The 25,808-nt window shown below is 53.0% G+C and carries 24 protein-coding genes, 2 tRNA genes, 1 rRNA gene and 1 other RNA gene; 24 read left to right on the top strand and 4 right to left on the bottom strand.

Going from position 1 to position 25,808, the window contains the following annotated elements:
• The first annotated feature begins 29 nt into the window (after positions 1-29).
• From IEV46_RS08570 to IEV46_RS08535, 8 genes are all read left to right on the top strand, one after another.
• Positions 30-1,754: a tetratricopeptide repeat protein gene (locus IEV46_RS08570; RefSeq protein WP_229736003.1), complete on the top strand. Its 1,725-nt coding sequence runs from the start codon at positions 30-32 to the stop codon at positions 1,752-1,754.
• Positions 1,755-1,912: 158 nt separating this feature from the next.
• Positions 1,913-2,392 (top strand): CBS domain-containing protein, encoded by a 480-nt coding sequence (locus IEV46_RS08565; RefSeq protein ID WP_188432023.1) that lies wholly within the window; start codon positions 1,913-1,915, stop codon positions 2,390-2,392.
• Between the two features lie 159 nt (positions 2,393-2,551).
• Positions 2,552-3,004: an 8-oxo-dGTP diphosphatase gene (locus IEV46_RS08560; RefSeq protein WP_188432016.1), complete on the top strand. Its 453-nt coding sequence runs from the start codon at positions 2,552-2,554 to the stop codon at positions 3,002-3,004.
• Between the two features lie 174 nt (positions 3,005-3,178).
• Positions 3,179-4,141 carry an ROK family glucokinase gene (locus IEV46_RS08555; protein WP_188432014.1) on the top strand — a complete coding sequence of 321 codons (963 nt, stop codon included), beginning with the start codon at positions 3,179-3,181 and terminating at the stop codon, positions 4,139-4,141.
• Positions 4,142-4,179: 38 nt separating this feature from the next.
• Positions 4,180-5,061 carry an RNase adapter RapZ gene (rapZ, locus tag IEV46_RS08550; RefSeq protein WP_188432006.1) on the top strand — a complete coding sequence of 294 codons (882 nt, stop codon included), beginning with the start codon at positions 4,180-4,182 and terminating at the stop codon, positions 5,059-5,061.
• Positions 5,062-5,083: 22 nt separating this feature from the next.
• On the top strand, positions 5,084-6,052 hold the full coding sequence (mgfK, locus tag IEV46_RS08545) for a gluconeogenesis morphogenetic factor MgfK (protein WP_188432004.1): 969 nt from the start codon (positions 5,084-5,086) through the stop codon (positions 6,050-6,052).
• A gap of 42 nt (positions 6,053-6,094) precedes the next feature.
• Positions 6,095-7,039 (top strand): DNA-binding protein WhiA, encoded by a 945-nt coding sequence (gene whiA, locus IEV46_RS08540; protein WP_188432002.1) that lies wholly within the window; start codon positions 6,095-6,097, stop codon positions 7,037-7,039.
• Positions 7,040-7,220: 181 nt separating this feature from the next.
• On the top strand, positions 7,221-7,481 hold the full coding sequence (locus tag IEV46_RS08535; protein WP_188432000.1) for an HPr family phosphocarrier protein: 261 nt from the start codon (positions 7,221-7,223) through the stop codon (positions 7,479-7,481).
• 277 nt (positions 7,482-7,758) lie between these two features.
• Here IEV46_RS08535 and IEV46_RS08530 read toward each other — a convergent pair whose 3' ends face one another.
• From IEV46_RS08530 to IEV46_RS08515, 4 genes are all read right to left on the bottom strand, one after another.
• Complete coding sequence (locus IEV46_RS08530) at positions 7,759-7,896, bottom strand: hypothetical protein (protein ID WP_188431998.1); 138 nt, start codon at positions 7,894-7,896, stop codon at positions 7,759-7,761.
• A gap of 525 nt (positions 7,897-8,421) precedes the next feature.
• Entirely contained in the window at positions 8,422-9,132 is a 711-nt protein-coding gene (locus IEV46_RS08525; protein WP_188431996.1) for a hypothetical protein, read from the bottom strand.
• 709 nt (positions 9,133-9,841) lie between these two features.
• Positions 9,842-10,426 (bottom strand): ATP-dependent Clp endopeptidase proteolytic subunit ClpP, encoded by a 585-nt coding sequence (gene clpP / locus IEV46_RS08520; protein WP_188431994.1) that lies wholly within the window; start codon positions 10,424-10,426, stop codon positions 9,842-9,844.
• Positions 10,427-10,545: 119 nt separating this feature from the next.
• Positions 10,546-10,620, bottom strand: a tRNA-Arg gene (locus tag IEV46_RS08515).
• Positions 10,621-10,905: 285 nt separating this feature from the next.
• Between IEV46_RS08515 and rpoN the strand changes: the two genes are divergently transcribed.
• From rpoN to IEV46_RS08440, 16 genes are all read left to right on the top strand, one after another.
• Complete coding sequence (gene rpoN / locus IEV46_RS08510; RefSeq protein WP_188431992.1) at positions 10,906-12,303, top strand: RNA polymerase factor sigma-54; 1,398 nt, start codon at positions 10,906-10,908, stop codon at positions 12,301-12,303.
• A gap of 161 nt (positions 12,304-12,464) precedes the next feature.
• Positions 12,465-13,490 (top strand): sugar-binding transcriptional regulator, encoded by a 1,026-nt coding sequence (locus tag IEV46_RS08505; RefSeq protein WP_188431990.1) that lies wholly within the window; start codon positions 12,465-12,467, stop codon positions 13,488-13,490.
• A 38-nt stretch (positions 13,491-13,528) separates the two neighbouring features.
• On the top strand, positions 13,529-14,542 hold the full coding sequence (locus IEV46_RS08500) for a glyceraldehyde-3-phosphate dehydrogenase (protein ID WP_188431987.1): 1,014 nt from the start codon (positions 13,529-13,531) through the stop codon (positions 14,540-14,542).
• Positions 14,543-14,611: 69 nt separating this feature from the next.
• A complete protein-coding gene (locus IEV46_RS08495) occupies positions 14,612-15,793 on the top strand; it encodes a phosphoglycerate kinase (RefSeq protein WP_188431985.1) in 1,182 nt (393 codons plus the stop codon).
• An 18-nt stretch (positions 15,794-15,811) separates the two neighbouring features.
• A complete protein-coding gene (gene tpiA / locus IEV46_RS08490) occupies positions 15,812-16,582 on the top strand; it encodes a triose-phosphate isomerase (RefSeq protein WP_188431983.1) in 771 nt (256 codons plus the stop codon).
• Entirely contained in the window at positions 16,579-18,114 is a 1,536-nt protein-coding gene (gene gpmI, locus IEV46_RS08485; protein WP_188431981.1) for a 2,3-bisphosphoglycerate-independent phosphoglycerate mutase, read from the top strand. Before tpiA ends, gpmI begins: the two co-directional genes overlap by 4 nt.
• A 29-nt stretch (positions 18,115-18,143) precedes the next feature.
• Positions 18,144-19,430, top strand: coding sequence for a phosphopyruvate hydratase (gene eno / locus IEV46_RS08480; RefSeq protein ID WP_188431979.1), 1,287 nt, complete (start codon positions 18,144-18,146; stop codon positions 19,428-19,430).
• Between the two features lie 141 nt (positions 19,431-19,571).
• Positions 19,572-19,802 carry a preprotein translocase subunit SecG gene (secG, locus tag IEV46_RS08475; protein WP_188431977.1) on the top strand — a complete coding sequence of 77 codons (231 nt, stop codon included), beginning with the start codon at positions 19,572-19,574 and terminating at the stop codon, positions 19,800-19,802.
• Positions 19,803-19,826: 24 nt separating this feature from the next.
• Positions 19,827-19,940, top strand: coding sequence for a glycine zipper domain-containing protein (locus tag IEV46_RS18345; RefSeq protein ID WP_505712043.1), 114 nt, complete (start codon positions 19,827-19,829; stop codon positions 19,938-19,940).
• 232 nt (positions 19,941-20,172) lie between these two features.
• Positions 20,173-20,289, top strand: a 5S ribosomal RNA gene (rrf, locus tag IEV46_RS08470).
• Positions 20,281-20,604 (top strand): hypothetical protein, encoded by a 324-nt coding sequence (locus IEV46_RS08465; RefSeq protein WP_188431975.1) that lies wholly within the window; start codon positions 20,281-20,283, stop codon positions 20,602-20,604. Before rrf ends, IEV46_RS08465 begins: the two co-directional genes overlap by 9 nt.
• A 426-nt stretch (positions 20,605-21,030) precedes the next feature.
• Complete coding sequence (locus IEV46_RS08460; RefSeq protein ID WP_188431973.1) at positions 21,031-21,792, top strand: alpha/beta hydrolase; 762 nt, start codon at positions 21,031-21,033, stop codon at positions 21,790-21,792.
• Between the two features lie 32 nt (positions 21,793-21,824).
• Positions 21,825-24,125 carry a ribonuclease R gene (gene rnr / locus IEV46_RS08455; protein ID WP_268235888.1) on the top strand — a complete coding sequence of 767 codons (2,301 nt, stop codon included), beginning with the start codon at positions 21,825-21,827 and terminating at the stop codon, positions 24,123-24,125.
• An 82-nt stretch (positions 24,126-24,207) separates the two neighbouring features.
• On the top strand, positions 24,208-24,675 hold the full coding sequence (gene smpB, locus IEV46_RS08450; RefSeq protein WP_188431963.1) for an SsrA-binding protein SmpB: 468 nt from the start codon (positions 24,208-24,210) through the stop codon (positions 24,673-24,675).
• A 111-nt stretch (positions 24,676-24,786) separates the two neighbouring features.
• Positions 24,787-25,157: a transfer-messenger RNA gene (gene ssrA, locus IEV46_RS08445) on the top strand.
• 13 nt (positions 25,158-25,170) lie between these two features.
• Positions 25,171-25,246, top strand: a tRNA-Thr gene (locus IEV46_RS08440).
• The last annotated feature ends 562 nt before the right edge of the window (positions 25,247-25,808 follow it).

Raw genomic sequence — 25,808 nt, 5'->3', positions numbered from 1 at the left:
TGACCCTGTTTGATGGGTGGGGAGTAGCGATGAAAAAACAACATGCCGATGCATGCTCCAAAGGACACAAGGTGGTCCGGTTACGGTTGGATGCGGGTTTTTTCTTTGAACGGGCCGTCCGTTCTCTGGATCGCCACCGTTATGATAAGGCACTGAAATACTTTCGGTTGGCAGTTGAAAAAGAGCCGGACAATGCGGTCAATCAGTGCAACCTGGCGGGGATTCTCTCTGAGATGGGCTGTTTTGACGAGTCCAACGAGGTGTTGGAAAAGGTATTGACTGAAGTGGATCCTCATTTGTCCGAGTGCTGGTTTTATATGGCCAATAATGCAGCCAACATGGAGCAATTTGAATTGGCAGAAGAGTACCTGATCCGCTATCTGGAGGAAGAGCGGGAAGGTGAGTTCGCGGCAGAGGCGGAGGATATGTTGGAGATGTTGGCCTATGAATTGGGACGTCGCCCCCGCCAACCCAAAGCGAGACCCAAGCAAGATTGGATGAGAAAACATGATGAAGCGAGGGAGTGTCTGGAGTCGGGTCGGTTTCTGCAAGCGATGGAGATCCTGGAGGAACTTCTGGAGGAACACCCCGATTTCCATGCAGTGATGAACAATCTCTCCCTGGCTTATTATTACACCGGTGATGTCGATCAGGCGGTGGAGATCATTGAACGGGTGCTGTCATCAGATCCCGGCAATCTGCATGCTCTCTGCAATCTGGCAGTGTTTTTCCAGCATATGAAGGAGCGGGAGGGCCGGGACCGGTTGGTCGGGATTCTGAAAAAGTGGATTCCCTTTTATCCGGAACATATGTATAAGTTGGCTACCACGTTGGGGATTCTGGGGGAGCATGAGGCCGCCTTTGCCATGTTTCGCCGGCTCATCCAGCGAGAAGAACGTCCTGAGGCCAGTTTGTACCACTATGCGGCGGTGGCCGCTTTCAACACAAAATCCTTTGAACGCGCCCGCAAGTATTGGCGCATCGCCAGGGAGCTGGATCAGGATTCGAAAATACCCGTTTTTTACCTCAATCAATTGGAGCAATGGGAAAACATGTCGCCGGAACAGGTTCCCCCGCTCAGTTATCATTACCAGCTGCCCTTTGAGGAGCAGTTGATGCAGTTGGATCGCGAACGGAGTACCATCCCGGAGCAAATCCGGGAAAATCCGCTGATACGCTCCTCCTTTTTCTGGGCGTTGAATCACGGGGACAAAGAGACTAAATTGCAGGTACTTCAAGTTTTTGAGTGGCTGGGTGACAAAGAGGTGGAGCAGGTACTCCGAAGTTTTTTGATGAAACGGGATGAAGAGGATGATCTGAAACGGCTGGCTCTCTATGTATTGAAAAAGATCGGAGCTGCCGAACCCTACCGGGCGGTCCTGGAGAACCGGGAAATGACCATCCACCCCTACGAACTGGCCCAGGAGCTCCCGGATTGGTTGAAGACGTGGGAGCAGGTTCTCCATTGTTGTCTGGAAGCGATGAAGGATCGGTATGATGTGGCTCATTTGAATGATGCGCAGATGATCTGGTCGGAATTTCTTCGCGAACATCAGACTGATTTCCCTGAGATCCGTAAGGTGGAAGGTTGGGCGGCAGCATTGGAGTACATCGTGGCCCGGCTGCACGGAACCTCACTCACCCAGGAATCCGTCGCCAAACGGCACGCGGTTTCTTCTTCCACTGTGGGGCGGAATGTTCGCTGTCTGGAGAAGGTATGTCGACTAAACAAGGATCATGAACCCCACACCTGATTTACTTCCGCTTTTCCCGGGATTGGGTTTTTGGCAGTTCTCTTTCTGGGGGGATTTTCCTTTTTAAAAAGGGTGAAATCGTATCGACGGATTGGCGGGGATTCCGGTTCTCACGTCCCATTTCTCATCTCTAACCTCTAAATCTGGAGGAATTTGCGATGGAAAAAGAGCAAATCAGTCTCTTTGATCGTGAGATCTCTCCTTTGATTGTCCCCCGGGAAAAAGTGGTGACGGTTCATCCGGATTGGACTCTGGAGAGAGCCCTGTTGGTTTTGACCCGGAGGGGATACGCCTCCGTTCCCGTGATCGATGATGACTGGAAGGTGGAAGGGGTCATCAGCAAAACCAACATTCTCGACTTGATGTTGAATCGAAGCCATTTTCGCTTGGATCGACTGGGCAGTTTCCATGTTCGGGATGCAATGAATGAGAATCACTCCGGGATCTTGTCCAACTCGATTTTTTCATTTGCCTTCGATGTGTTGTTGGATCGCCCCTACATCCCCGTGATTGATCTGGACAATCGTTTCATCGGGATCTTGACGCGCAGAGTGCTGATGGAGAAAGTGACGGAGTTTTTTCAGCAGGAATTTTTCAAAAGTGTATGGGAAGGGCGGGAAGGACCCCAAAAAGTATGATCAACGGCCGGGATGTGTTGGTTCTTTCGAAAACACCACCCATATAATTAGAAAGTGGCCCCGATCACTTTTCCACAGACTATACACCACGCGGGTTGAAAAACCCGCTTTTTTTGTGTCCGTACCGTCGCCAAGATTCAGATTTCAGAGGTGAAGTCCATGCAGCGGATTGCAAATTGCATTTTGATCTCAGAAGGCCATGTGTTGCTCTTGAAAAAGCCCCGGAGAGGTTGGTGGGTAGCCCCGGGTGGAAAGGTGGAGCCCAAGGAAACCGTTCTGGAAGCCGTTTGCCGGGAATACGAGGAAGAAACAGGCCTGATTTTGAGAGATCCTTTACTCTGCGGTGTTTTTACCATGTGTCTGGTAGAAAGGGGAGAGTTGGAGAAAGAGTGGATGATGTTCACTTTTCGGGCGGAAGAATTTCACGGGGAACTTCTGTCGCACTCCCCCGAGGGGGAGCTTTCCTGGCACCCCCTTGACCAAGTGGGCAGCCTCCCCACATCGGAGATGGATCGGAAGATTTTCACTTATTTGTTGGAAGGAAGAAACCTGTCCATTGGCCGATTGGAATACAGCAGAGAGGAAGAATTACTCAGTCATCATTTGCACTAGAAGGGTTGTGAAAGAGACGGCACTAATTCACAACGCTTCGAAGGTGGGAGAGATTCACACAAGTCCGCCCCCTGACAATGATTTGACAGATGACGCTGCAGGATATTTGGCCACCTTGACCCGATGGTTGCAATCAAGTATATTCGTAGCAAGTTTGAGGAGGGAACGGAAACCATGGGGAAAAATTTCATCGGGATTGACATGGGCGGAACCTCGATCAAATTGGGGATCACGGACGAGACAGGTCGTCTCCTGTACAAGCATGAGATGCCCACGCGGCCTGAGGAAGGGGCTGAGGCCGGTGTGGAGCGAATGGCGGCAGGAGTCCGCCGATTGGCGGAGTCAGCCGGGGTTTTCTGGAAGGATGTAAAAGGCCTCGGGCTGGGAGCCCCAGGCTTTTTGGATCAGGCAGAGGGCAAGATTTTCCGTCTTACCAATATTCCCTGGGAGAATGTGCCGATCCGGGAATGGTTGCAAAACCTTCTCGGGATCCCTGTCGTTATCGACAATGACGCCAATGTGGCAGCCCTGGGAGAGGTATGGAGGGGGGCGGGTGCCGGAATGACAGATATGGTTCTGATCACCCTGGGGACCGGAGTCGGCGGAGGTGTGATCGCGGGAGGACGGTTGATTCGCGGTGTTGGGGGAATGGCCGGGGAGATCGGTCACATCCCGGTGGAGCCGGGAGGTGTTCCCTGCGGTTGCGGGCGACAGGGATGTCTGGAGACTATTTCCTCAGCCACAGGCTGGGTCCGGCTGGCAAGGGCGGCAGTTGAAGCTGGGCGTGTCACTTCTTTGGAATCCAGTGTGGAGGCGGGGACGATCACCCCGCGGGATATCGTGAACGCGGCACAGGAGGGGGATCTCGTCGCCCTGGAAGTGATTGACTCCGCCGCTGATGCCTTGGCCCGGGTGATGGCGATTCTGACTGTGGTCAACAATCCCGCCGCTTTTGTGATCGGCGGCGGTGTATCGGGAGCGGGAGAAACCCTGTTCACCCCCCTGCGCGAGGCATATACCCGCCATGCCTTACCCGATGCGGCCCGGGACGTTCAGATCATCCCGGCGCGGCTCGGCAATGATGCGGGCATGATCGGTGCGGCAGGTTTAACAGCAAAAGGAACAATGTTGGGTTAAAATATCATATAATAAGGAATGAAAGCAGGTGACGGGGTATGGCTGCCGAAACGGACAAAGAGATTCAGCTGGTGGTGATCACCGGGATGTCGGGTGCGGGCAAATCCGTCGCGATGCAGAGCCTGGAGGATCTCGGCTATTTTTGCATCGATAACCTGCCGCCTGTTTTCCTGTCCAAGTTGGCTGAGCTGCTGGAGCAATCCGGTGGAAAACTGAGAAAAGCGGCGCTGGTGACGGATCTGCGGGGCAGAGAGTTTTTCTCCACGCTTTTCGAATCCCTGGATACCTTGGAAAAACACCATAATATCCATTACCAGATCCTCTTTTTGGATGCGGCGGATCAGGTGCTGGTCCGTCGGTACAAAGAGACCCGTCGCCGCCATCCCCTGTCTCCGGAGGGAAGTCCCATGGACGGGATTCGTCTGGAGCGCAATCTGCTTGAGGAGATTAAAGGCCGAGCCCATCAGATCATCGATACCAGCCAATTGAAACCGGCGCAACTGAAAGAGAAGATCGTCTCCCGCTTTGCCCGGACGGATCAAAACCGTTTGGCCATCACGTTTCAAAGTTTTGGATTTAAATACGGCATTCCCATTGATGCCGATTTAGTGTTTGACGTCCGCTTTCTTCCCAACCCTCATTATGTGGAGTCCCTCAAACCCAGGACCGGATTGGATGCGGATGTGTACGACTATGTGATGAAATGGGAGGAGACCCGGAAGTTCCTTGAGAAGATGACGGATATGCTCTCTTTTCTTCTCCCGCATTACCAACGGGAAGGAAAGACCAGTTTGGTGGTGGGGATCGGTTGTACCGGCGGTAAACATCGGTCGGTCTCCATCGCTGAATACCTGAACCGTCATTTTCAGGATCATGAACAGACCCGAGCGACACACCGAGACATCGAGAAGAGCGGTTGACAGAGAACAAGAGGTGTCCACCATGAAAACAAAGGAAGCCTGTCTTCGAAAACGGCGTATCGTGGTGGTGGGAGGAGGAACCGGCCTGTCAGTGATGTTGCGTGGGTTGAAAGAACTCCCCATAGAGATCACAGCCATTGTTACCGTCGCTGATGACGGCGGCAGCTCCGGCCGGATCCGGAATGATCTGCAGATGCCCCCACCCGGGGATATACGCAACGTGATGGTGGCTCTGGGGGATACAGAACCTTTGCTGGAACAAGTGTTGCAATACCGATTTCGAAATGGAAACGGTTTGGCCGGGCACAACCTCGGAAACTTGATGCTTGCAGCTTTAAAAGATATCACTGGGGATTTCAATCATGCTATACAGTATATGAGCCGGGTGCTGGCCGTCCGCGGCCAGGTCCTTCCCTCCACAGGAGAGGAAGTGAGCCTGTGTGCGGTTATGGAAGACGGGCGCGTGGTGGAGGGGGAGTCACGCATTCCCAAAGCGGGGGGGAGGATCCGCCGTGTCTTTCTGAAGCCAAAGGTGGCTCATCCGTTGCCGGAGGCTTTGCAGGCGATTGAGGCGGCCGATGGAATCATCATCGGCCCCGGCAGTTTATACACCAGCATCCTGCCCAATTTGTTGGTCAAAGGGATGGCGGACGCCATCCGAAAGTCCAAAGCAAAAAAAATATACATCTGTAATATCATGACCCAGGCGGGGGAAACGGATCACTACACCGCGGCAGATCATGTGATCGCCATTCAGGATCATGTGGGGGAAAATTTTTTTGATGTGGTGATTGTAAACAAAGAAATTCCCCCGGCTTCCATTCAAAAACGTTACGCCCTGGAGGGATCCTGTATGGTTCGGACGGATATGGAACGTTTGAAGAGGTTTGGTTGTCAGGTGATAGCGGATGATCTGACGCAATTTCAAAAGGTGGTCCGACACGATGCCGCCAAATTGAATCGATGGGTTCGTCGTTTGGTTCAGGCATAGGGGTCGGAAGGTCGTGATCGAGGATGAAGGAAGTGATGGATAATGTCCTTTGCATCCGCCACCAAACAGGAACTGACCCGTATCGATTCCCCACTTTGTTGCCGTCGGGCCGAATTGTCGGCATTGGTACGGATGAATGGAACGGTTCTGATCGGAAACGGTCGGATCAGTCTGGAATTTACCACTGAAAACAATGCCATCGCACGTCGCACTTACTCTCTGATCAAGGAACTGTACCAAGTACAGCCGGAAGTGTTCGTGCGCAAAAAGGTCAGGTTAAAGAAGAACAATACCTATGCGGTGCGTCTGTCCAGGGAAGCGGAAAACGTTCTCCGGGATTTGCGAATCCTGGGGGAGGGGATGAAACGGATCAGCGGGATTGATCCCGGATTGACGGCAAAAGAATGCTGCGTGAGATCCTATTTACGGGGGGCCTTCCTGGCCAGTGGTTCGGTCAACAATCCGGACAGCGGATCCTATCACCTCGAGATCGTCTCCACATATCAGGACCACAGTGAAGATTTGTGTTCCCTGATGAACAAGTATCATCTTCATGCAAAATGGATTGAACGAAAAAAGGGCTTTGTCGTTTATCTCAAAGAGGGTGATAAAATCGGCGAATTCCTGAATATCATCGGTGCCCATCGCACCCTGTTCCGATTTGAGGATGTCCGGATCCTGAAGGATATGAGAAACTCCGTCAACCGGCTTGTCAACTGTGAAACGGCCAACCTGAACAAAACGATTCAAGCTGCAATGCGGCAGCTGGAAAATATTCGTCTGATCGACAGGGAAATCGGCTTGGATCAATTGCCAGACCGTCTCAGGGAAGTGGCGGAGACCCGGTTGCGTCATCCGGAAATCTCTCTTACGGAGCTGGGCCAGATGCTTCCTGGACGAAAGGTGAGCAAATCGGCGATCAACCACCGCCTCCGTAAGCTGGAAGAAATCGCGAAAAAGTTGAAAGTGGGATCCACCGATCACTAGTGGGTTGTGATTTAAATCGTTCTAAAAACGCCCAGGATGGGGTTTCGTATGACCTTTTCATCGTTTTGACCTTCCAAAATCACTTTGAAGCCCAATCCTCCCTGTGAACGGCTTTTTCACAAAGCTTCTAAATCACTGTGACCCAGCCCATTTACCATACATTCTATGGAGGGATGACCCCATGGCAGAAAAAAATGTCACCGTCAACCTGAAAACCGGGCTCCATGCCCGACCTGCAGCTCTGTTCGTCCAGGAGGCCAACAAGTACAGCTCCGAAGTCTTTGTCAGCAAAAACAATAAAAAAGTGAATGCCAAAAGCATCATGGGGATTATGAGCCTGGCGGTTGCCCACGGTTCGGAGATCACCATCTCCGCCGAGGGTTCCGATGCGGAGCAAGCGATCGAGGCTTTGGCCGCCATTGTCAGCAAGGAGGATCTGTAAGAATCGATCCCGACAACCATATAATAAGCGCCGGTCCTCTACGAGAGGACCGGCGCTTTGTCTTGGTCTGGTCTCTGTCTTTATCTGTAAAGGTCTTGGCCTTCTTGATCTTATGATACGACGGGTATCGAACTGTTTCAATAGACGAAAAGTTGTTTTTATGTGACATCATCTACTACGGACCTTTTTGGTCCGAAAGCGTTGTGATTCAGTACTTTCTGAGTAAGTCGGGGGGTGGGGTTCGGATGAGCCCCCCTCTTCGGCGGGGGAGTCATCGTTAACGGCGGTTGAGTGCGTCGGGAATGCTCACCAAACCGAAACCGCTCTTCTCATCACATCCCTTTTTGAAGAGATCTTCTGCGGATTGCTTCAGAATCGCCTTCACCTGACACTGGGGAGAGATTGTTCTTCCCATGTCTGGCGATGATCACTCCGGCGGCCCCCGCCACTTTGGGAGCGGCCATGGAAGTTCAGGCATACCAGGCATGTCCGACGACCTTCCCGTTTTCTACCACGGGGACGGTGCTCTAGGAGTTATCGCGACCTGCTTAAGGTGTCGGGGTTGTAGTCAGGCCTGAGATCCCCGCCTGGAGCTATCAGGTCGATTTTGCCAGGAATCGAGGCTCGGAAGTTTCTTCACACCCCTTGGACAGAACATTCCAACCATAGGTCCGAAATAAGAAAATTGGATAGATGGGGAAGAAAATCATTTAGGTCTTTTTGATTATATATAATCAATAAAAGAGACAGACCATTTTGGTCTGTCTTTGGGTGGATGGGCGTTTAAGTATACTAAATCTTGATGTAGATAGTATCACAAGGGTGTTTCATCCAGATTCCATCACTGAAGTTTGAATGATGTACGGTGACCCCACTTCGGCTGAAATCCTCCTCAACCCCAAAGGGTACGGGCATCTGCTGTGGAGACTGCCGGATCGTCTCAATTGCCGGGTTGACGCAGGGAACGGAAGCCCAAAAGGGCGCATCCCAACAGGAACAGCAGTAATCCGAGCAGAGCCGGGAAAATGTCAATGGCGGTATCCGGCATTGGGCCTCCCGACTCCTTTTGGCCACTGTTCATGTGGTGCAAGGTTCCGGTCTCTTCTTCGCTGGAAGAGGTACCCTGCTCCGAGTTCCCGGAGTCGGCGGTGTTTCCGTCGCCCGAGGGTGTGGCCGGATCATCCACCGGAGCCGTCCCGGCGCTTTTCGCGGCGTCTGATTTTTTAGCCTGTTCCGCAATTTTGTCAAATCCGCAATCCTTCAGTTGAATCGGATCTGTTGCAGAGGCGGGCTCCCGGGCCTGGAGTTGGAAACAACCATCCAGATCGACGGGTTGTTCGCCATCTTTTCCGTAGAACACGGCGATGACCTGATAGTTTCTACCCGGCACCAGGTCGTCGTATTCGGCGGTAAACTTTTTCAATCCGGCGTCTTCAGGTGAGCTTTGTTCATCACTTCCGTTCAGAGTGACAAACCAGCTCCCACGGGGTTGGGTCGCCTCGGGAAGGGCGATCTCCACTTGGTGTTTGCCATCTTTGGTGGTATAGATGGCTTGGAGGGCAGCAGTCTCCTGGGGAGTTTCAGCGAAGGCGAAGGGTGCTGCCGTGAAGGCCAACAACAATAACATCAATGTGAGCGCGGCAGTCCTCAAAGCATGTCCTCCTCAGCATGCCCATCGCATACCCGAGGTTAGCGTATCATACAAAGCTGTATAAAGGCAATTAAAAATTCGGTAAAAAAACAACGAAAAAGCCGATAACCATGAGGGATCCACAGATTGACCGAAGATACGGAAAGCTTTGTATCCGCAACAAAGTATCAGCGGAAAATTCGGCCCACAAGGGAGAGGAGCATCACCAAACCGATCGAAACGGAGACCCAAAACAAGATTCGATCCTGTCTGTCAAAAGAATTCATCGTGTAGGCACCTCCTCGGATCAACCGAAATCTCCCACGAACTCTATCTTTATCTTAACCCTGTTCGAGGGGGGCAGGGGGAGGAGAGGTTAACTTTTAATGAATTTCAGGAAGAGGGAGGGCGTTTTTATGAAGGGGGAAATTCATGTCATGATCTCTTCTCCCCGTGTTTTGGAGAAGGACGTTTAATCCAATACTCACCAGAAGCGTTGTGAATTAGTGTTGGCCGGGCCGGTCGGGATTGGGTTTCAAATGACCTTGTCGTTGTTTTTAACTGCCAAAATCATTTCATGTGAAAACCGAACCTCCCTGTGAACAGCTTTTTTACAACTCTTCCAGGGGGAAAGAACGATCGGGTTTCAATCCGTTGTTTTTCTGGGGAGGCGATTTCTCCATAAAAAAAGCCGCGGATCCGAAAAAGTCCGCGGTGATGACTGAGAATGTCACTTTTGATGCTCGATGATTTTGTCGATCAGCCCGTACTTCTTGGCCTCCTCCGCCGACATGAAGTGGTCCCGGTCGGTATCCTGCTGGATTTTCTTCAAGGGTTGGCCGGTCTGCTCGGAAAGGAGTTGATTGAGACGATCCCGCATGCGCAGGATGCGCTTGGCACTGATCTCGATGTCCGATGCCTGCCCTTGAGCGCCGCCGAGGGGTTGATGGATCATCACTTCACTGTTGGGAAGGGCCAACCGTTTGCCCTTGGTGCCGGAGGAAAGAAGGAAGGCGCCCATGGAGGCAGCCATCCCGATGCATATGGTCTGAATATCGCACTTGACATGCTGCATCGTGTCATAGATGGCAAACCCCGCAGAGATGGATCCTCCCGGTGAATTGATATACAACTGGATGTCTTTGTTGGGGTCTTCGGTTTGCAAGAAGAGAATCTGGGCCACGATGGTATTGGCTACAGCGTCATTGATCTCGCTGCCGAGGAAGATGATCCGGTCTTTCAGTAGGCGGGAATAGATATCATAGGATCGTTCGCCACGATTGGTCTGTTCAACCACATAGGGAATCAGGTTCATCACGGTCCCTCCTCTGGGATAACATATACCCATCATAACCCAGTCAAATTCCTAAGGTCAAGATAGGTCAGAACAAGGTGTAAAAGAAAAACGGCAACCAGGATGGCTGCCGTCTCTTTTGGTGCGCCTACCAGGATTCGAACCTGGGCACCTGGTTCCGGAGACCAGTGCTCTATCCCCTGAGCTATAGGCGCATAAAATTAAATTAACCAGCGACAAAAATCATTATAACCAAGCTCTGAAGAAAAAGCAAGAGGTCGATTGGAGTTAGTTATAGTCGGAATTGTTCGCCGGCGTGTATGGCAGCCTGAAAGAAGGTTGATTCTGCTGTCGGAAGAGGTGAGGAAACAAAGGGGCCTTTATGATAAAATAAACCTGAAGATTACCGACAACCTCCCTTTGAACATCTGAAAATCGGCCTGGAAGTTGCATCCAAGGCGGAGAGAAGCACATATACTGAACACGCGGAGGTGACGGAAATGGCTTTATCCATGGGTTACGGATTGATTCAGGATCAGCGGATGAAGTTGGTGATGACCCCTGAATTGCGCCAAGCGATCCAGGTGCTTCAACTTTCAGCAGTGGACCTTATACAGTATATACAAGATCAGGCGGTTGAAAACCCGGTGTTGGAAATTGAAGACTCCGCCCCGATGGCGGAACCGGACCCGGTGGGGACCGAAAGTGCGGAACGACTGGCGGATTGGGGGGCGTTTATGAGGGGTGGCGGGACCCTTGGGCGATCCTCATCCACCCATGATGAGGAAGAAGGGCATCCGGTAGACCGGATCGCCGACTCGACTCCCAGTCTCTCCGGGGTTCTGGAAGAACAGCTTCGCTACCTTTCCATAGATTCTCACACTTATCAGATCTGCCGTTACATCATTGGAAATTTGGATGAGGACGGTTACTTGAGGTTGGATTGTGAACAACTATGTAAGCGCTTTAATATCCAGGAGCAAGACTTTGTTGTATCCTTGGAGGTGGTGCAGGGATTGGATCCAGCGGGTGTGGGGGCCCGGAATCTGGCGGAATGTCTGACACTCCAACTGAAACGGCAGGGAGATCCTGATCCGTTGGCTCTCGAAATTGTGAGCTTTCACCTACAGGATTTGGCCGAGGGAAAGCTGAAAAAAGTGGCCAAGGCTTTAAATAGAACCACAGTGGAAGTTCAGGATGCCGCCGACCGGATCCGGAAGCTGAATCCCAAACCCGGCCACGCCTGCCACGGAGAGAGTCCCCACTATATTTTTCCTGATGTGACTGTGGAAAAGGTGCACGGGGAGTGGGAAGTATGGGTGAATGAGGGTGTTATTCCCCGTCTGGGCATCAGCACTCAGTATGAACGGATTCTCCGTGAAAATAATGAAGGGGCCCACCAAGCCGCCGCCTATATCAAGGAACGGATTCAATCGGCCATGTGGCTGTTAAAAAGTATCGAACAAAGACGAAACACTCTGTATCGGGTCAGCAGGGCCATTATCGGTGTGCAGCGGGACTTTTTCGAACATGGGATCTCCGGTTTGAAACCCTTGACCCTGCGGGAAGTGGCGGAAGAGCTTGAGCTGCATGAATCGACGGTGAGCAGGGCAACCCGGCATAAATATATCCAGACGCCCCGGGGGTTGTTCCCTTTCCGCTTTTTCTTTCCTTCCGGTGTCTCCAATCAAGGCGGGGGGAATACATCCGCCCGAAGTGTAAAGGATCGGATTGAGCAGATGATCAAAGGGGAGAATAAGGGAAAACCATTGTCCGACCAGAAGATTGCAGATCGGCTTCAAGAAGCGGGAATCCGCATATCCCGCAGAACCGTCGCCAAGTATCGGGAAGAGATGGGGATCAGTTCCTCCCAGGCGAGACGGAGGTTCGACTCATAAAAAAAGAGCGGCTGATATGCACCCGGATTCCACCAGTTCCTCTTGTCAAGGGAGCTGAAATAGACTACAATTGAAATGGATGATGCTGTCTCTTTTTTTTTAACTTGAATGGGACGTATTTTGTCATGAGGGACGTTTTCTGTCCCGATCGGGAGGATGCCATGGAGTCCATATTGAAACTGCAGAGTAAACTGCTTCCCGATCTGTTGGAAGTGATGCGAAAACGATATGAAGTGTTGCGCCACCTTCAGTTGATGCAACCGGTGGGAAGGCGGAGTCTGGCCGCTGCTCTCAATCAGACGGAACGGGTCCTGCGGGGGGAAGTGGAGTTTCTCAAAGAGCGGGGTCTCCTCCGGATTGATACAGTCGGGATGACCTTGACCCCTTCCGGGGAAAGACTGATCGCGGAGATGGAGCCTCTCATCAAGGATCTCTTCGGCCTGACGGAACTGGAGATGGCCCTCGCCCGGGTACTTCAGCTGAAAAAGGCGGTGGTGGTTCCAGGAGATTCAGATCGGTCCGACTGGGTAAAAAAGGAGATGGGGCGAGCAGGTGCCCGTCTGTTGAAAGAGACAGCCCGACCCGGCCAAGTGACGGCGGTGGCTGGGGGGACGACCGTGGCTGCCGTAGCAGACATGATAACCGCATCCCCGGCTTTGAAGGAGACGATCTTTGTCCCGGCTCGGGGCGGATTGGGGGAAGCGGTGGAGTTGGAAGCAAATTATATTGTCTCCCTGATGGCCCGAAGATCGGGGGGACAATACCGGTTGCTGCACGTTCCCGAACAGTTGAGCGAAGAAGCGGTGGAAACCCTGGTTCGGGAGCCACACATCCGGGAAGTGATGGAGCTGGTCCGGTCGGCCCGCATCGTCGTTCACGGGATCGGAGATGCTAGAAGCATGGCATCCCGGCGGAAGTCCTCCCCCGAACTGCTGAATCTGTTGGAGGAAAAAGGAGCGGTGGGGGAGGCCTTTGGCTACTACTTCAATCGCAAGGGTGACATTGTCCATCGCGGCCGCCATATCGGCCTCAGTTTGGAAGACCTGGAAAACGTGGAGATGACGATCGCTGTCGCAGGCGGGGCGGGAAAGGCGGAGGCGGTGGCGGCTGTCTGCCCGGTTTTCGGCGGTGGCATACTGATCACCGATGAAGCGGCCGCCCGCGCCATTCTTGAAACTGCCAGTTGAATTTTTCCATATTTGAGTTGATGAATGGAGGGATCCCTATGGCAACCAAGATCGGGATTAATGGATTCGGACGCATTGGACGTGCAGTTTTTCGGATCGCTATGGCACAGCCTGCATTGGAAGTGGTGGCGATCAATGATCTGACCGATGCGGGGACATTGGCCCACCTCCTCAAATACGATTCTGTCCACGGCAGATTCGACCATTCCGTCGAAGTCACTCAGGGCGGATTGCGGGTGGACGGAAAAGAGATCCGGGTTTTGGCGGAGCGGGATCCGGCCCAACTTCCTTGGGGAGAGCTCGGGGTGGAGATCGTCGTCGAATCCACCGGCCGTTTCACCAAAAAAGAAGATGCTGAGAAACACCTGGAGGCCGGCGCCAAAAAAGTAATCATTTCCGCCCCGGGCAAAGACGAAGACCTGACTGTGGTGATGGGGGTGAATGACGATCAATACGACCCTGATCGCCATCAGGTAATCTCCAACGCTTCCTGCACTACCAATTGTCTGGCCCCTGTGGTTAAGGTATTGCATCAAACCTTTGGGGTACGTCGCGGTCTGATGACCACGGTTCATTCCTATACAAATGACCAGCAGATTCTGGATCTCCCTCACAAGGATTTACGCCGAGCCCGGGCTGCCGGCATGTCGATCATTCCCACTACCACCGGCGCTGCCAAAGCTGTTGCCAAAGTGTTGCCGGAACTGGAAGGCAAATTGAATGGTTTTTCCATGCGTGTGCCCACCCCCAATGTCTCCGTCGTCGATTTTGTAGCGGAGTTGGACCGAGATGTGAGCATGGACGAAGTGAACGAGACTTTTCGGAAGCAGGCGGAAACCGAGTTGAAGGGGATTATGGCCTTCACTGACGAGCCTTTGGTCTCCAAAGATTTCAATGGGGATGCTCACTCTTCCATTGTCGATGGGTTGTCCACCATGGTCCAGGACGGAAATATGGTGAAAGTGGTCGCCTGGTACGACAATGAATGGGGATTTTCCAATCGCATGATCGACCTGATTAACCACATTGCCAAGAAGGGGTTGTCAGTCTAGAATAGAGGAGAAAAAGAGAGGAGAGAGGAAGGCTCTCCTCTTTCTCTATGCTTTTCGAGGAGGAAGCCGATGAACAAGCTGTCGATCCTGGATGTGGATGTCAGAGGAAAGCGCGTCTTTTGCCGAGTCGATTTCAATGTGCCGCTGGATCAGGGAGAAATCACCGATGACAACCGGATCCGGGCTGCTCTGCCGACGATCCGCCATCTGACGGTACATGGAGCCAAGGTGATCCTGGCCAGCCATTTGGGAAGGCCCAAGGGGAAGGTGGTGGAGGAGTTACGACTCACTCCCGTCGCCGAGCGCCTCTCCCAACTGCTGGGCCAATCGGTGGTTAAGACCGATCAGACAGTGGGAGAAGAAGTGGAGAAAGAAGTTGCCGGATTGAAAGAGGGGGATATCCTCCTGCTGGAGAACGTCCGCTTCTGTCCTGGCGAGGAAAAAAATGACCCGGAATTGTCCCGGGCCTTTGCTAAGCTGGCCGATCTCTACGTGAACGATGCCTTTGGCACTGCCCACCGGGCCCATGCTTCCACGGCCGGCATTGCCGAACATCTGCCGGCTGTGGCGGGATTCCTGATGCAGCGGGAACTGGAAACCCTGGGGCAGGCTTTGCAGAATCCCGATCGTCCCTTCACAGCCATTATCGGCGGTGCCAAGGTGAAGGACAAGATTGGTGTCATCGACAACCTGTTGGATAAGGTGGACAACCTCCTTATCGGGGGCGGACTCTCCTTCACTTTCCTCAAAGCCAAAGGGGTGGAGGTCGGCCAATCCCTGCTGGAGTCGGAAAAGCTCGATCAAGCCAGAACCTTCATGAAAAAGGCGGAACAAAAGGGGGTTCGTCTTCTCTTGCCTGTGGATGCGGTGGTGGCCACGTCTTTTGCTCCCGATGCCCCGGCGAAGCTGGTGGATGTGGAGGCGATCCCCCAAGATTCCATGGGACTGGATATCGGTCCGAAGACCCGGGAGGTCTTCGCCGATGTGATCCACACCTCCAAATTGGTGATCTGGAACGGACCCATGGGTGTTTTCGAATTTGATCGGTTTGCCGAAGGCACTTTTGCCGTTGGCCGGGCAGTCGCCGCCTGCACGGGGATGACTATAATCGGTGGGGGAGATTCCGTGGCGGCTGTTAAAAAATCAGGTCTGGCGGAACAGGTGGGTCACATCTCCACCGGCGGTGGCGCTTCCCTGGAATTGATGGAAGGGAAAACGCTGCCCGGAGTGGCAGTACTCCAAAACAAGTGATCAGGGTGGTGATTCACATTGCGAACATCGGTCATCGCGGGAAATTGGAAAATGTACAAAACCGTGGCGGAAGCTTTGGAGTTTTTCTCAAGGGTAAAGCTCGCCGATAACAGGGATCGCGTGGAGACCGTGGTGTGCGCTCCTTTTGTCACGTTGCCCGCTTTGGTGAAAGAAGCGAAAGAGAGCGGAATCCGGATCGGAGCACAAAACATGCATTGGGAGGAGGAAGGGGCGTACACCGGTGAGATCAGCCCGTCCATGCTGACAGCGTTGGCAGTGACCCACGTTATCATCGGTCATTCCGAGCGGCGGGCATACTTTGCGGAGACAGACGAAACGGTCCGTCTCAAGACCCGGTCGGCCTTGGATCATCAGCTCACTCCCATCGTCTGTGTGGGGGAAACCTTGGAGGAACGGGAGGCGGGACGCACCCGGGAGTTGGTTCGGGAGCAGGTGGTGGCCGCCATCCAAGGGTTAAGTTCCAGGGAGGTCTGTCATCTCATACTGGCCTATGAGCCGGTCTGGGCGATCGGTACCGGCCGATCGGCCACTGCAGAGGACGCAACGGATGTAATTCGGTTCATCCGAAAAAGTGTGGCGGATCAGTTTGATCAACAAGTGGCTAATCAAGTCCGAATTCTGTACGGAGGCAGTGTCAAACCGGATAATATCGAAACCTTTCTCCAATCGGGAGAGATTGACGGTGCTCTGGTCGGGGGGGCCAGCCTGGATTCCGATTCTTTTGCCAGGCTGGTGGAAGCTGCTGCCCGACGGGGGGATCTGGGATGAGCCGACGCAAACCTGTGGCTTTGGTGATCCTGGACGGATTTGCTCTCAGGGAGGAAACCCATGGCAATGCGGTCGCTCAGGCGAAGAAGCCAAACTTTGACCGGTATTGGTCCCAGTATCCCCATACCACCCTCGGAGCTTCGGGAGAAGCAGTGGGCCTTCCCGAAGGGCAGATGGGAAACTCGGAAGTGGGCCATCTCAATATCGGGGCAGGCCGGGTGGTTTATCAGGACCTGACCCGGGTCAGCAAATCGATTGAGGAAGGTTCCTTCTACAAAAATGAGACCTTTCTCGGTGCGATTCGCCATGTGAAGGAGTACAACAGCAGGCTTCATCTCTATGGACTTCTTTCTGACGGCGGTGTTCACAGCCATATGGATCACCTGTTTGCACTCCTTGAACTGGCGGCCAGGGAGGGTCTTCGGGAAGTCTTCATCCATGCCTTTCTGGATGGGCGGGATGTGGCCCCGGACTCCGGAGTGAAGTATATCCGGCAATTGCAGCAGAAGATCACAGAAACTGGCGTGGGCCGGATCGCCACGGTTCAGGGTCGTTACTACGCCATGGACCGGGATAAACGTTGGGAACGGACGGAGAAAGCTTACCGGGCCATGGTTTACGGGGAAGGTCCCCGCTACCGGGATCCGGTGCAGGCGGTGAAGGAATCCTACGAAAAAAGCGTCTACGATGAATTTGTGATGCCGACGGTGATCGTGGATGATCAGGGCCATCCCGTCGGCTCGATTCAATCCCATGACGCTGTCATTTTCTACAACTTCCGTCCCGATCGGGCCATCCAGATTTCACTGGCTTTCACCAACGAGGATTTTCGGGGATTTGACCGGGGGGAGAAGCGGCCGGAGCATCTCTATTATGTATGTTTGACCAAGTTTAGCGAATCGGTGAACGGCTATGTCGCCTATAAACCGACGGATCTGGATAACACCTACGGGGAGGTGGTCTCACAGCACGGACTGAAACAGCTCCGAATCGCCGAGACGGAGAAATATCCTCATGTTACCTTTTTCTTCAGCGGCGGCCGGGAAGAGACCTTTCCCGGTGAAGATCGGATCCTGATCAATTCCCCCCAAGTGGCCACCTACGATCTGAAACCGGAGATGAGTGCCTATGAAGTGACGGATGCTCTGGTTCGGGAGATCGAAGCCGAAAAGCATGATGCGATCATCCTCAATTTCGCCAATCCGGATATGGTGGGCCACTCCGGCAAGTTGGAACCGACGATCCGCGCGGTGGAGGCAGTGGATGAATGCCTGGGTCGGGTGGTGGAGGCAGTCCGAGCCCACGGGGGAACAGCGGTGGTGATTGCCGATCACGGCAATGCCGATATGGTGTTGAACGAAAACAACGAGCCGGTCACTTCCCACACCACCTTTCCGGTTCCTTGTATCGTCACGGATCCGTCCGCAAGGTTGAGAGAAGAGGGGATTCTGGCAGATGTGGCTCCGACACTTCTCCATTTGCTGGGGTTGGCGCAACCTGCTGAAATGACAGGTCGTTCCCTGATTAAATAACTTTCAACAGCAGTGAGGAGGATACATGCATGAGCACGATCATCGATGTACATGGCCGGGAAGTGCTGGACTCCCGGGGAAATCCCACCGTTGAGGTAGAAGTGATCCTGGACACCGGCGCTGTCGGACGGGCGATCGTCCCTTCCGGTGCCTCCACCGGGGCCCATGAAGCGGTGGAACTTCGTGATGGGGATCGGGACCGCTATCTTGGAAAAGGGGTCCTTCAGGCGGTGCAAAACATCAACGAGTTGATCGTTCGGGAATTGGAAGGGATGAACGCATTGGATCAGGTGGGGGTCGACCGGGCATTGATCCAATTGGACGGCACCCCGAACAAAGGGAAGCTGGGCGCCAACGCCATCCTGGGGGTTTCCATGGCTGTTGCCCGGGCGGCAGCGGAAACAGCGGGGCTTTCCCTCTATACCTACCTCGGCGGATTTAATTCCAAGGTTCTTCCTGTACCCATGATGAACATCCTGAACGGTGGGGCCCACGCAGATAACAATGTGGATATTCAGGAGTTTATGGTGATGCCCGTCGGGGCGGAAAGCTTTCGTGAGGGACTTCGCATGGGTGCGGAGATCTTTCATCACTTGAAGATGGTCCTCAAGGAGAAAGGGCTTTCCACTTCTGTGGGTGATGAAGGAGGCTTTGCCCCTAACCTTTCTTCCAACGAAGAGGCACTGCAAACGATTGTCACCGCCATCCAGCGGGCCGGATACCAACCGGGGACTGAGGTGCTTCTGGCCCTCGATGTGGCCTCCACAGAACTTTACCAAGAAGGCTCCTATCACCTGGAAGGGGAAGGTGTTTCCAAATCTGCTGATGAGATGATCACCTACTATGAAGAGTTGGTTCAAAAATACCCGATCATCTCCATCGAAGACGGATTGGCCGAGGATGATTGGGAGGGTTGGAAGAAGCTGACTCAACGTCTCGGCGCCAAGGTGCAACTGGTGGGTGATGATCTGTTTGTCACCAATACGGCCCGTCTTCACCAGGGGATTGAAAAAGGAGTGGGCAATTCCATCCTGGTGAAAGTGAACCAGATCGGCACCCTCACGGAAACCTTCGATGCAGTGCAAATGGCTACACAGGCGGGTTACACAGCTGTAATCTCCCATCGCTCCGGTGAAACGGAAGATACAACCATCGCCGATATCGCCGTGGCGACGGGGGCTGGTCAGATCAAGACCGGGGCGCCTTCGCGAACCGATCGGGTGGCCAAATACAATCAGCTGCTCCGGATCGAAGAAGAGCTAGAGCGCTGCGGTCAATACTCTGGGAAAAAAGCTTTTTACAATCTGCGCGGATAATGTTTTTCAGCCGGACCGACGGTCCGGCATTCTTATGCCCGGATGTCGAGCCATTGTTGTTGAAAACTGTAGTGGGTTGTGATACATTAACACCAGTGAAAAATCGAACGGGAAACACCCGACCGGAGGTGTACCATAACTGTGAAACTCGCCATCGACATTTTGTTGGGCATTGTTTGTGTCGCACTGATTCTTGTGGTTTTATTGCAGTCGGGCAAGAGCGCAGGACTTTCCGGTGCCATCGGCGGGGCATCCGAACATTTGATCGGAAAAACCAAGGCTCGAGGTCTGGATGCTCTCTTGGGGAAAATCACTGTGGCTTTGGCCGTCCTGTTCATGATCCTCACCTTAACCGCCGCTTTCTTCGTCTGAGGAGGAGAGACCCTTTTGACAGGAATGGGAATCGTCTTGGGGGTGGTGCTGGGCCTGGCCCTAGACGATCTTGCTTTGGGTATTGCTCTTGGAGTCATCTTCGGAGTTGGAATGGATACGGGGAAGAAAAAGAAATGACATGGTCCACGGAGGTTTTCTTCAGGGCTGTGGAATGGGGGCGACTTCTCGATCCATCACCAGGGTGTGTCGGTCGATTTGCTTCTCCAGGTTGGTTTGGTGATGAAGAATCGTGCATCTGGTTATTACTCCGTGTCATATGAGGAATCCAAGTCCCCGATAAAATTTCCCTTGAGAAAAAAGCGGGAAAAACCCTTGCCAAGAAGTTGGGTTCGTGCTATTATATTAAGTGTCTGGTGGCGATGGCGGAGGGGATCCACCCGTTCCCATCCCGAACACGGAAGTTAAGCCCTCCAGCGCCGATGGTACTTGGGGCGCAGGCCCCTGGGAGAGTAGGACGTTGCCAGGCAAAGAGGCAGCTCTTCGGAGTTGCCTCTTTTGTTTTTTATATTTTTTTGCAAGCTGGGATCACCCCATGCTTTCGACTATGGGGATGAAAGCGAGCGTCAGAGAAGGTAAAGAACATGAGCCTCAGGAGAATGAAACTGTCCGGAATGTAACCGTCACCACTGTCGGTACATCAAGGCAGCCAAGAATTTTTGCAGAGAGGTTGCAGCAGGGCCGGAAGCGTTGTGAATTGTGGTGGCCGGGTTGGCCGAACATGACCTTTTCGTTGTTTTTAACTGCCAAAATCACTCCATGTGAAACCCAACCTTCCCTGTGATGAGTTTTTCATAAAGCTTCTAGTACTACCTTGAGCCTTACTTAAAGAGTGCAATTGATGTCGAACATAGTCTGTATTGTGAGTGTGGAGCGAGCTCCAAATGCAGAATCACCGTCTGTTTTCAATTGACTTGGGACAACATTCGACATTTTCTTGAGTAAAATTCATCAACACTCAAAGCAGTACTAGTGGTCTAAGTTTGATCCATTTTTCCGGGTGACCTGAGATTACCCAAGGATCCCCTGTGTTTATGGATGAGGAGCGGGTCAAGACAATGATTTTGATCTGTGATACCCTGAAAACAGACCGGATTCCAGTCCCCTTTTTATCCGGACCGGTTCGAAATCGACTGGGTTGGAAAAACTGAGATTATGGGAAGGGATGAGTCCGGCCAGGTTGAATAGCAGGAGGGGGCGACACAAGAGAATGAAGATGAAACGCCGTTCTCCGGATCCTTTTTTTTATCCGGGAGGAGAGACGGGGATTCTGTTGGTGCACGGTTTTACAGGGACGCCTTCGGAGATGCGCCCTTTGGGACAATTTTTGAAGGAGAAAGGATATACCGTCCATGCGCCGCTTCTGGCCGGACACGGAACGTCACCCGAAGAGATGGAAAAGACCACCTGGCAGGATTGGTGGCAGAGTGTACTGATAGCCTATGACCGGTTGGTGCAGGAGGGGAATGTGCGGCAGGCCTTGGCCGTGGGGTTGTCCATGGGCGGTGCTTTGGTGCTCAATCTGGCCCGCACCCGGCCTCTCGCGGGGGTGGTCCCTCTTTGCGCTCCGGTTTGGCTTCGGGATAAACGTCATCATCTGGCGGGTGCTTTCCGGTGGGTGCAGCGGTATCATAAACGGGGTGGAGGCAAACCCCCTCATATCGAGGAACATTTGGTTCCTTATGACCGAACTCCGATCAAATGTATTTCCAGTCTGAACGGATTGATCCGCCATGTACGGCGACATTTGCCTGAAGTGGAAACACCAGCGTTGATTATTCAGTCCAAATTGGACGAAACGGTGGATCCCAAAAGCGCCGAATACTTATACAAGCATATTTCCTCCAAGGAAAAGCAACTTCAGTGGTATGAAAAATCGAGCCACATCATCACTTTGGACAAAGAAAGGGAACGCCTGTTCAAGGAAATTGACGCATTCGCCGGCCGGGTGACCGCTGAAGATGACCGCTGAACTGGCCCTCATGGAGGGAAAGGAGATTTAAACTGGTGGAACCGGAAATTCTGAAATTCATGAGAAAAAATGCATACAAACCCCTGACTGCCGAAGAGTTGCACCAATCCTTTACCGATTTGGAGTGGGATGTATTTATCGGCATCCTGGATCAGATGGAGGCGGCGGGGAAGATCGTCCGCACCCGAACCAACCGCTACGGAGCGCCGGAGCGCCTCAACCTGGTTCGCGGGCGCTTGCAGGGAAATGCCAAAGGATTTGGTTTTGTTATCCCCGATGCGGATTTTCCCTATGAACAGGATGTCTTTATCCACGGGACAGATATGAACGGAGCGATGGATGGGGACTTTGTGTTGGCCCGAGTGGAGAGATATAAAAAGGAGGGAATGAGACCGGAAGGGGAAATCGTCCGTATTCTGAAGCGGAGTCGGACGGAAGCGGTCGGCACTTACACCGCCTCCAAACATTTTGGCTTTGTCATTCCCGATGACAAACGTCTGTCATCCGATATATTTATTCCCAAGGAAGCCAAAGGCAGCGCCAAAGAAGGGGACAAAGTGGTGGTGGAGCTGACCGGCTATCCCGAAGGGCGCCGCAGTGCCGAAGGTAGAGTGAAGGAGGTTCTCGGGCATAAAGACGATCCTGGGGTCGATATTCTGTCGATTATCCGCAAATATCATCTGCCGGAGGAATTTCCCGAAGAAGTGATCAAGGAGGCCGAAGCCGTTCCGGATTCCGTCACTGCGGGGGAGATCCGTGGGCGCCGGGATCTTCGCGGGCGGCGCATGGTGACCATCGACGGGGAGGACGCCAAGGATTTGGATGACGCCGTCTCCGTGGAACAGTTGGACAATGGCAACATCCGACTGGGTGTTCATATCGCCGATGTCAGTTATTACGTAAAAGAAGGCAGTGCGCTGGACCGGGAGGCGTATCATCGGGGAAACAGTGTTTATCTGGTGGACCGGGTGATTCCCATGCTTCCCAAACGCTTGTCCAACGGGATCTGCAGTCTGAATCCAAGGGTGGACCGCCTCACGATGACCTGTGATATGGAACTGGACGGTCAAGGGAATCTGATCCATCACGAGATCTACCCCAGTGTGATCCAAACCGACGAACGGATGACCTATCATGATGTGAAGCGGATTCTGACGGATGAAGACCCGGAGTTGATCCAGCGTTATCAGCCTTTGGTGAAAGATTTTCGCCTGATGGCCCGTCTGGCGGAAACTCTGCGGCAGCGGCGCATGGCCCGGGGAGCGATCGATTTTGATTTTCCCGAGGCCAAGATCCGGGTGGATCCACAGGGAAAGCCGGTGGAGATCGAAAAAAAACCCCGAACCGTGGCGGAACAGATGATTGAGGAGTTTATGTTGGCAGCCAACGAAACGGTCTCGGAGCATTTTTTTCAGCTGAAGATTCCCTTCATGTACCGGATTCACGAACGTCCCAACCCGGAAAAACTGCAATCCTTCTTTGAGTTTATCACCCGGTTTGGCTATTCCGTTCGGGGAAAAACAGATCGGATCAAACCCCGCGCCTTGCAGCAGTTGCTGGAAGAAATCAAGGGGGAACCGGAAGAGCCGGTGGTCAGCAGGGTGATGTTGCGCTCGATGCAACAGGCCAAATACTCATCGGAATGTCTCGGCCACTTCGGTTTGGCAGCCAAGTATTACTCCCATTTCACCTCGCCCATCCGCCGCTATCCCGATCTGGCGATCCACCGGATCATCCGGGAAGTGTGGGAAAACAAGGGGAAATTGCCGGACAAGCGGCGGGGTCATTTCAAGGAATGGTTGCCGACGGCGGCGGACCACACCTCGGACCGGGAGCGGATCGCCATTGACGCCGAGAGGGAAACCGATGATCTGAAGAAAGCCGAGTTTATGATGGACAAGGTGGGACAGACATTCAAGGGAACGATCAGCAGTGTCACCTCCTTCGGTGTCTTTGTCGAACTGGAAAACACCGTGGAAGGATTGGTCCATGTCAGTTATATGACCGATGATTACTACCATTTCAACGAGTACACCATGTCTTTGATTGGCGAACGGACCGGAAAAGAGTACAATATCGGGGACCGGGTGGAGGTCAGGGTGACCGGGGTCAACCTGGATGAGCACAAAGTCGACTTTGAATTTACGGAGAAAGAGGATTCTATCTCGCCTGATGCCACAACTGCTGATCCAACCGAATTCAAGGTCAAAAAAACGAAGAAAACGGCAACCGCCCATACCGTTTCGTCAGCGGCCAGGAAATCATCCACCGGTCGCCGAAGGAAAAACAAAGAGAAGGGGTTTAAAGGCAGCCGACACAGGCGAAAAGGATGAGACAGGAAATTTCCATTGACACCCACCTTCTGTTGTTGGTATACTATAGGTTGCAATATTTTAGCAACGGAGGTGGGACACGATGCCGAAGGGCGGAGTGAAAGTGGTGGCCCGGAACCGAAAAGCCCATCATGAGTACCATGTGGAAGACACCTACGAAGCGGGCATCGTGCTCACGGGGACGGAGATCAAATCGATTCGTCAGGGGCGGGTCAACCTGAAGGACAGCTATGCCCTGATCAATGACGGAGAGGTCTACTTGGTCAACATGCATATCAGCCCCTTTGAACAGGGCAACCGGTTCAACCATGATCCCACCCGAACCCGGAAACTCCTGTTGCACAAAGGGGAGATCAACAAGCTGATCGGACTGACAAAGCAGAAAGGATTTACCCTGGTCCCCCTGGATCTTCATCTCCGCAATGGCTACGCCAAGATTCAGTTGGCGTTGGCCAAAGGAAAGAAACTGCACGATAAGCGGGAAGCCGTCGCCAAGCGGGATGCAGACCGGGAAATCCGCCGTCAGCTGAAACAGAGGGTGTTGGGGTGACCCTGCCGGTTGAAACTTCCGACGGGATTCCTCAGGAAAACTCTTTACAAGGAAGCGGGTCAAGGGTTATAATAGTTGACGTTGACGCTTGCAAACCAAACCAGTCCATCCGGGGGCGTTTTGGGACTCGACGGGGACAGTTCGAGCGTCGGTAGCGAGCCGTGGGGCTGCGTCCTTCGTCAAAAACGCAGATTGCCTAAATTTAACTGGCAAACAAGAAAACTACGCTCTGGCTGCTTAATTCAAAGCCGGCCAGGATCCGTTACTCCATCGCCCGTGTGGAGTATTCGGGTCTCATAATTTCAGCGGGCTAGCTGACCGGATCCGCTGCTGACCGGAAAGCGAACCCAATGCAGCTAGCATTCCGGAACGCCTGTCGCTTGGGCAATCCGGGGTGCGAATCCTGAATACAGCGACTGCGCTCGGAGAATCCGATGTGGCGATGTCTTCGGACAGCGGTTCGAATCCGCTCGCCTCCACCAATATCATATTTTTGCTGATGTAGCTCAGCTGGCAGAGCACTTCACTCGTAATGAAGGGGTCGGGGGTTCGAATCCCTCCATCAGCACCAATCGCATTCTATGCAACAAGATACGGGGCATTAGGTCAGCGGTTCCAAGACCGCTAAACGCCACATTTCAGGCAATAAGTCTGGAATGTGGCGTTTTTATTTTTCTTTTTCCGTAAACCAACCCCCTTGTACAAAATCTTTGTGGGGGAACATCATGAAACGGTGGGAATAAGTTCGACGGGAACCTTGTCCCGTTTATTTTTTAATGTCTCATCCCGAAACCGGTTGGGAGCATTTATTGAAATTAAAGGAATCTACCGGCAAGATTGATATTCCTGTGAACAATGCCGGAATCTCTCCCCTGTGAGATCAAGCAGGTTCGGTGATGAAAGCAGGTCATAAACAGCAGATGCGGTTTCCCCGACAGGGGAGGGGCTTTGCAGGATCTTAAGGCATGAAAGTTGAAGATGAACCCTTGGAAGTCTGAAAACCCCTCGGGTTCGATAGGAGGGGGCCTGCCCGAAAACTTGGCCTCTGCCTGTGGCAGGAGGGGTTGAGTCGGACAGTCCCTGTGGGACAGCTTTGGTGCGCCTTCGGGTAAACGCAGCCCCTTGACTTTGTA

The sequence above is a fragment of the Kroppenstedtia guangzhouensis genome (genome assembly GCF_014637345.1).
Classification (GTDB): Bacteria; Bacillota; Bacilli; order Thermoactinomycetales; family DSM-45169; genus Kroppenstedtia; species Kroppenstedtia guangzhouensis.
Note: the sequence above shows the minus strand (reverse complement) of the source record. Positions and strands in the feature narration are given on the sequence as shown.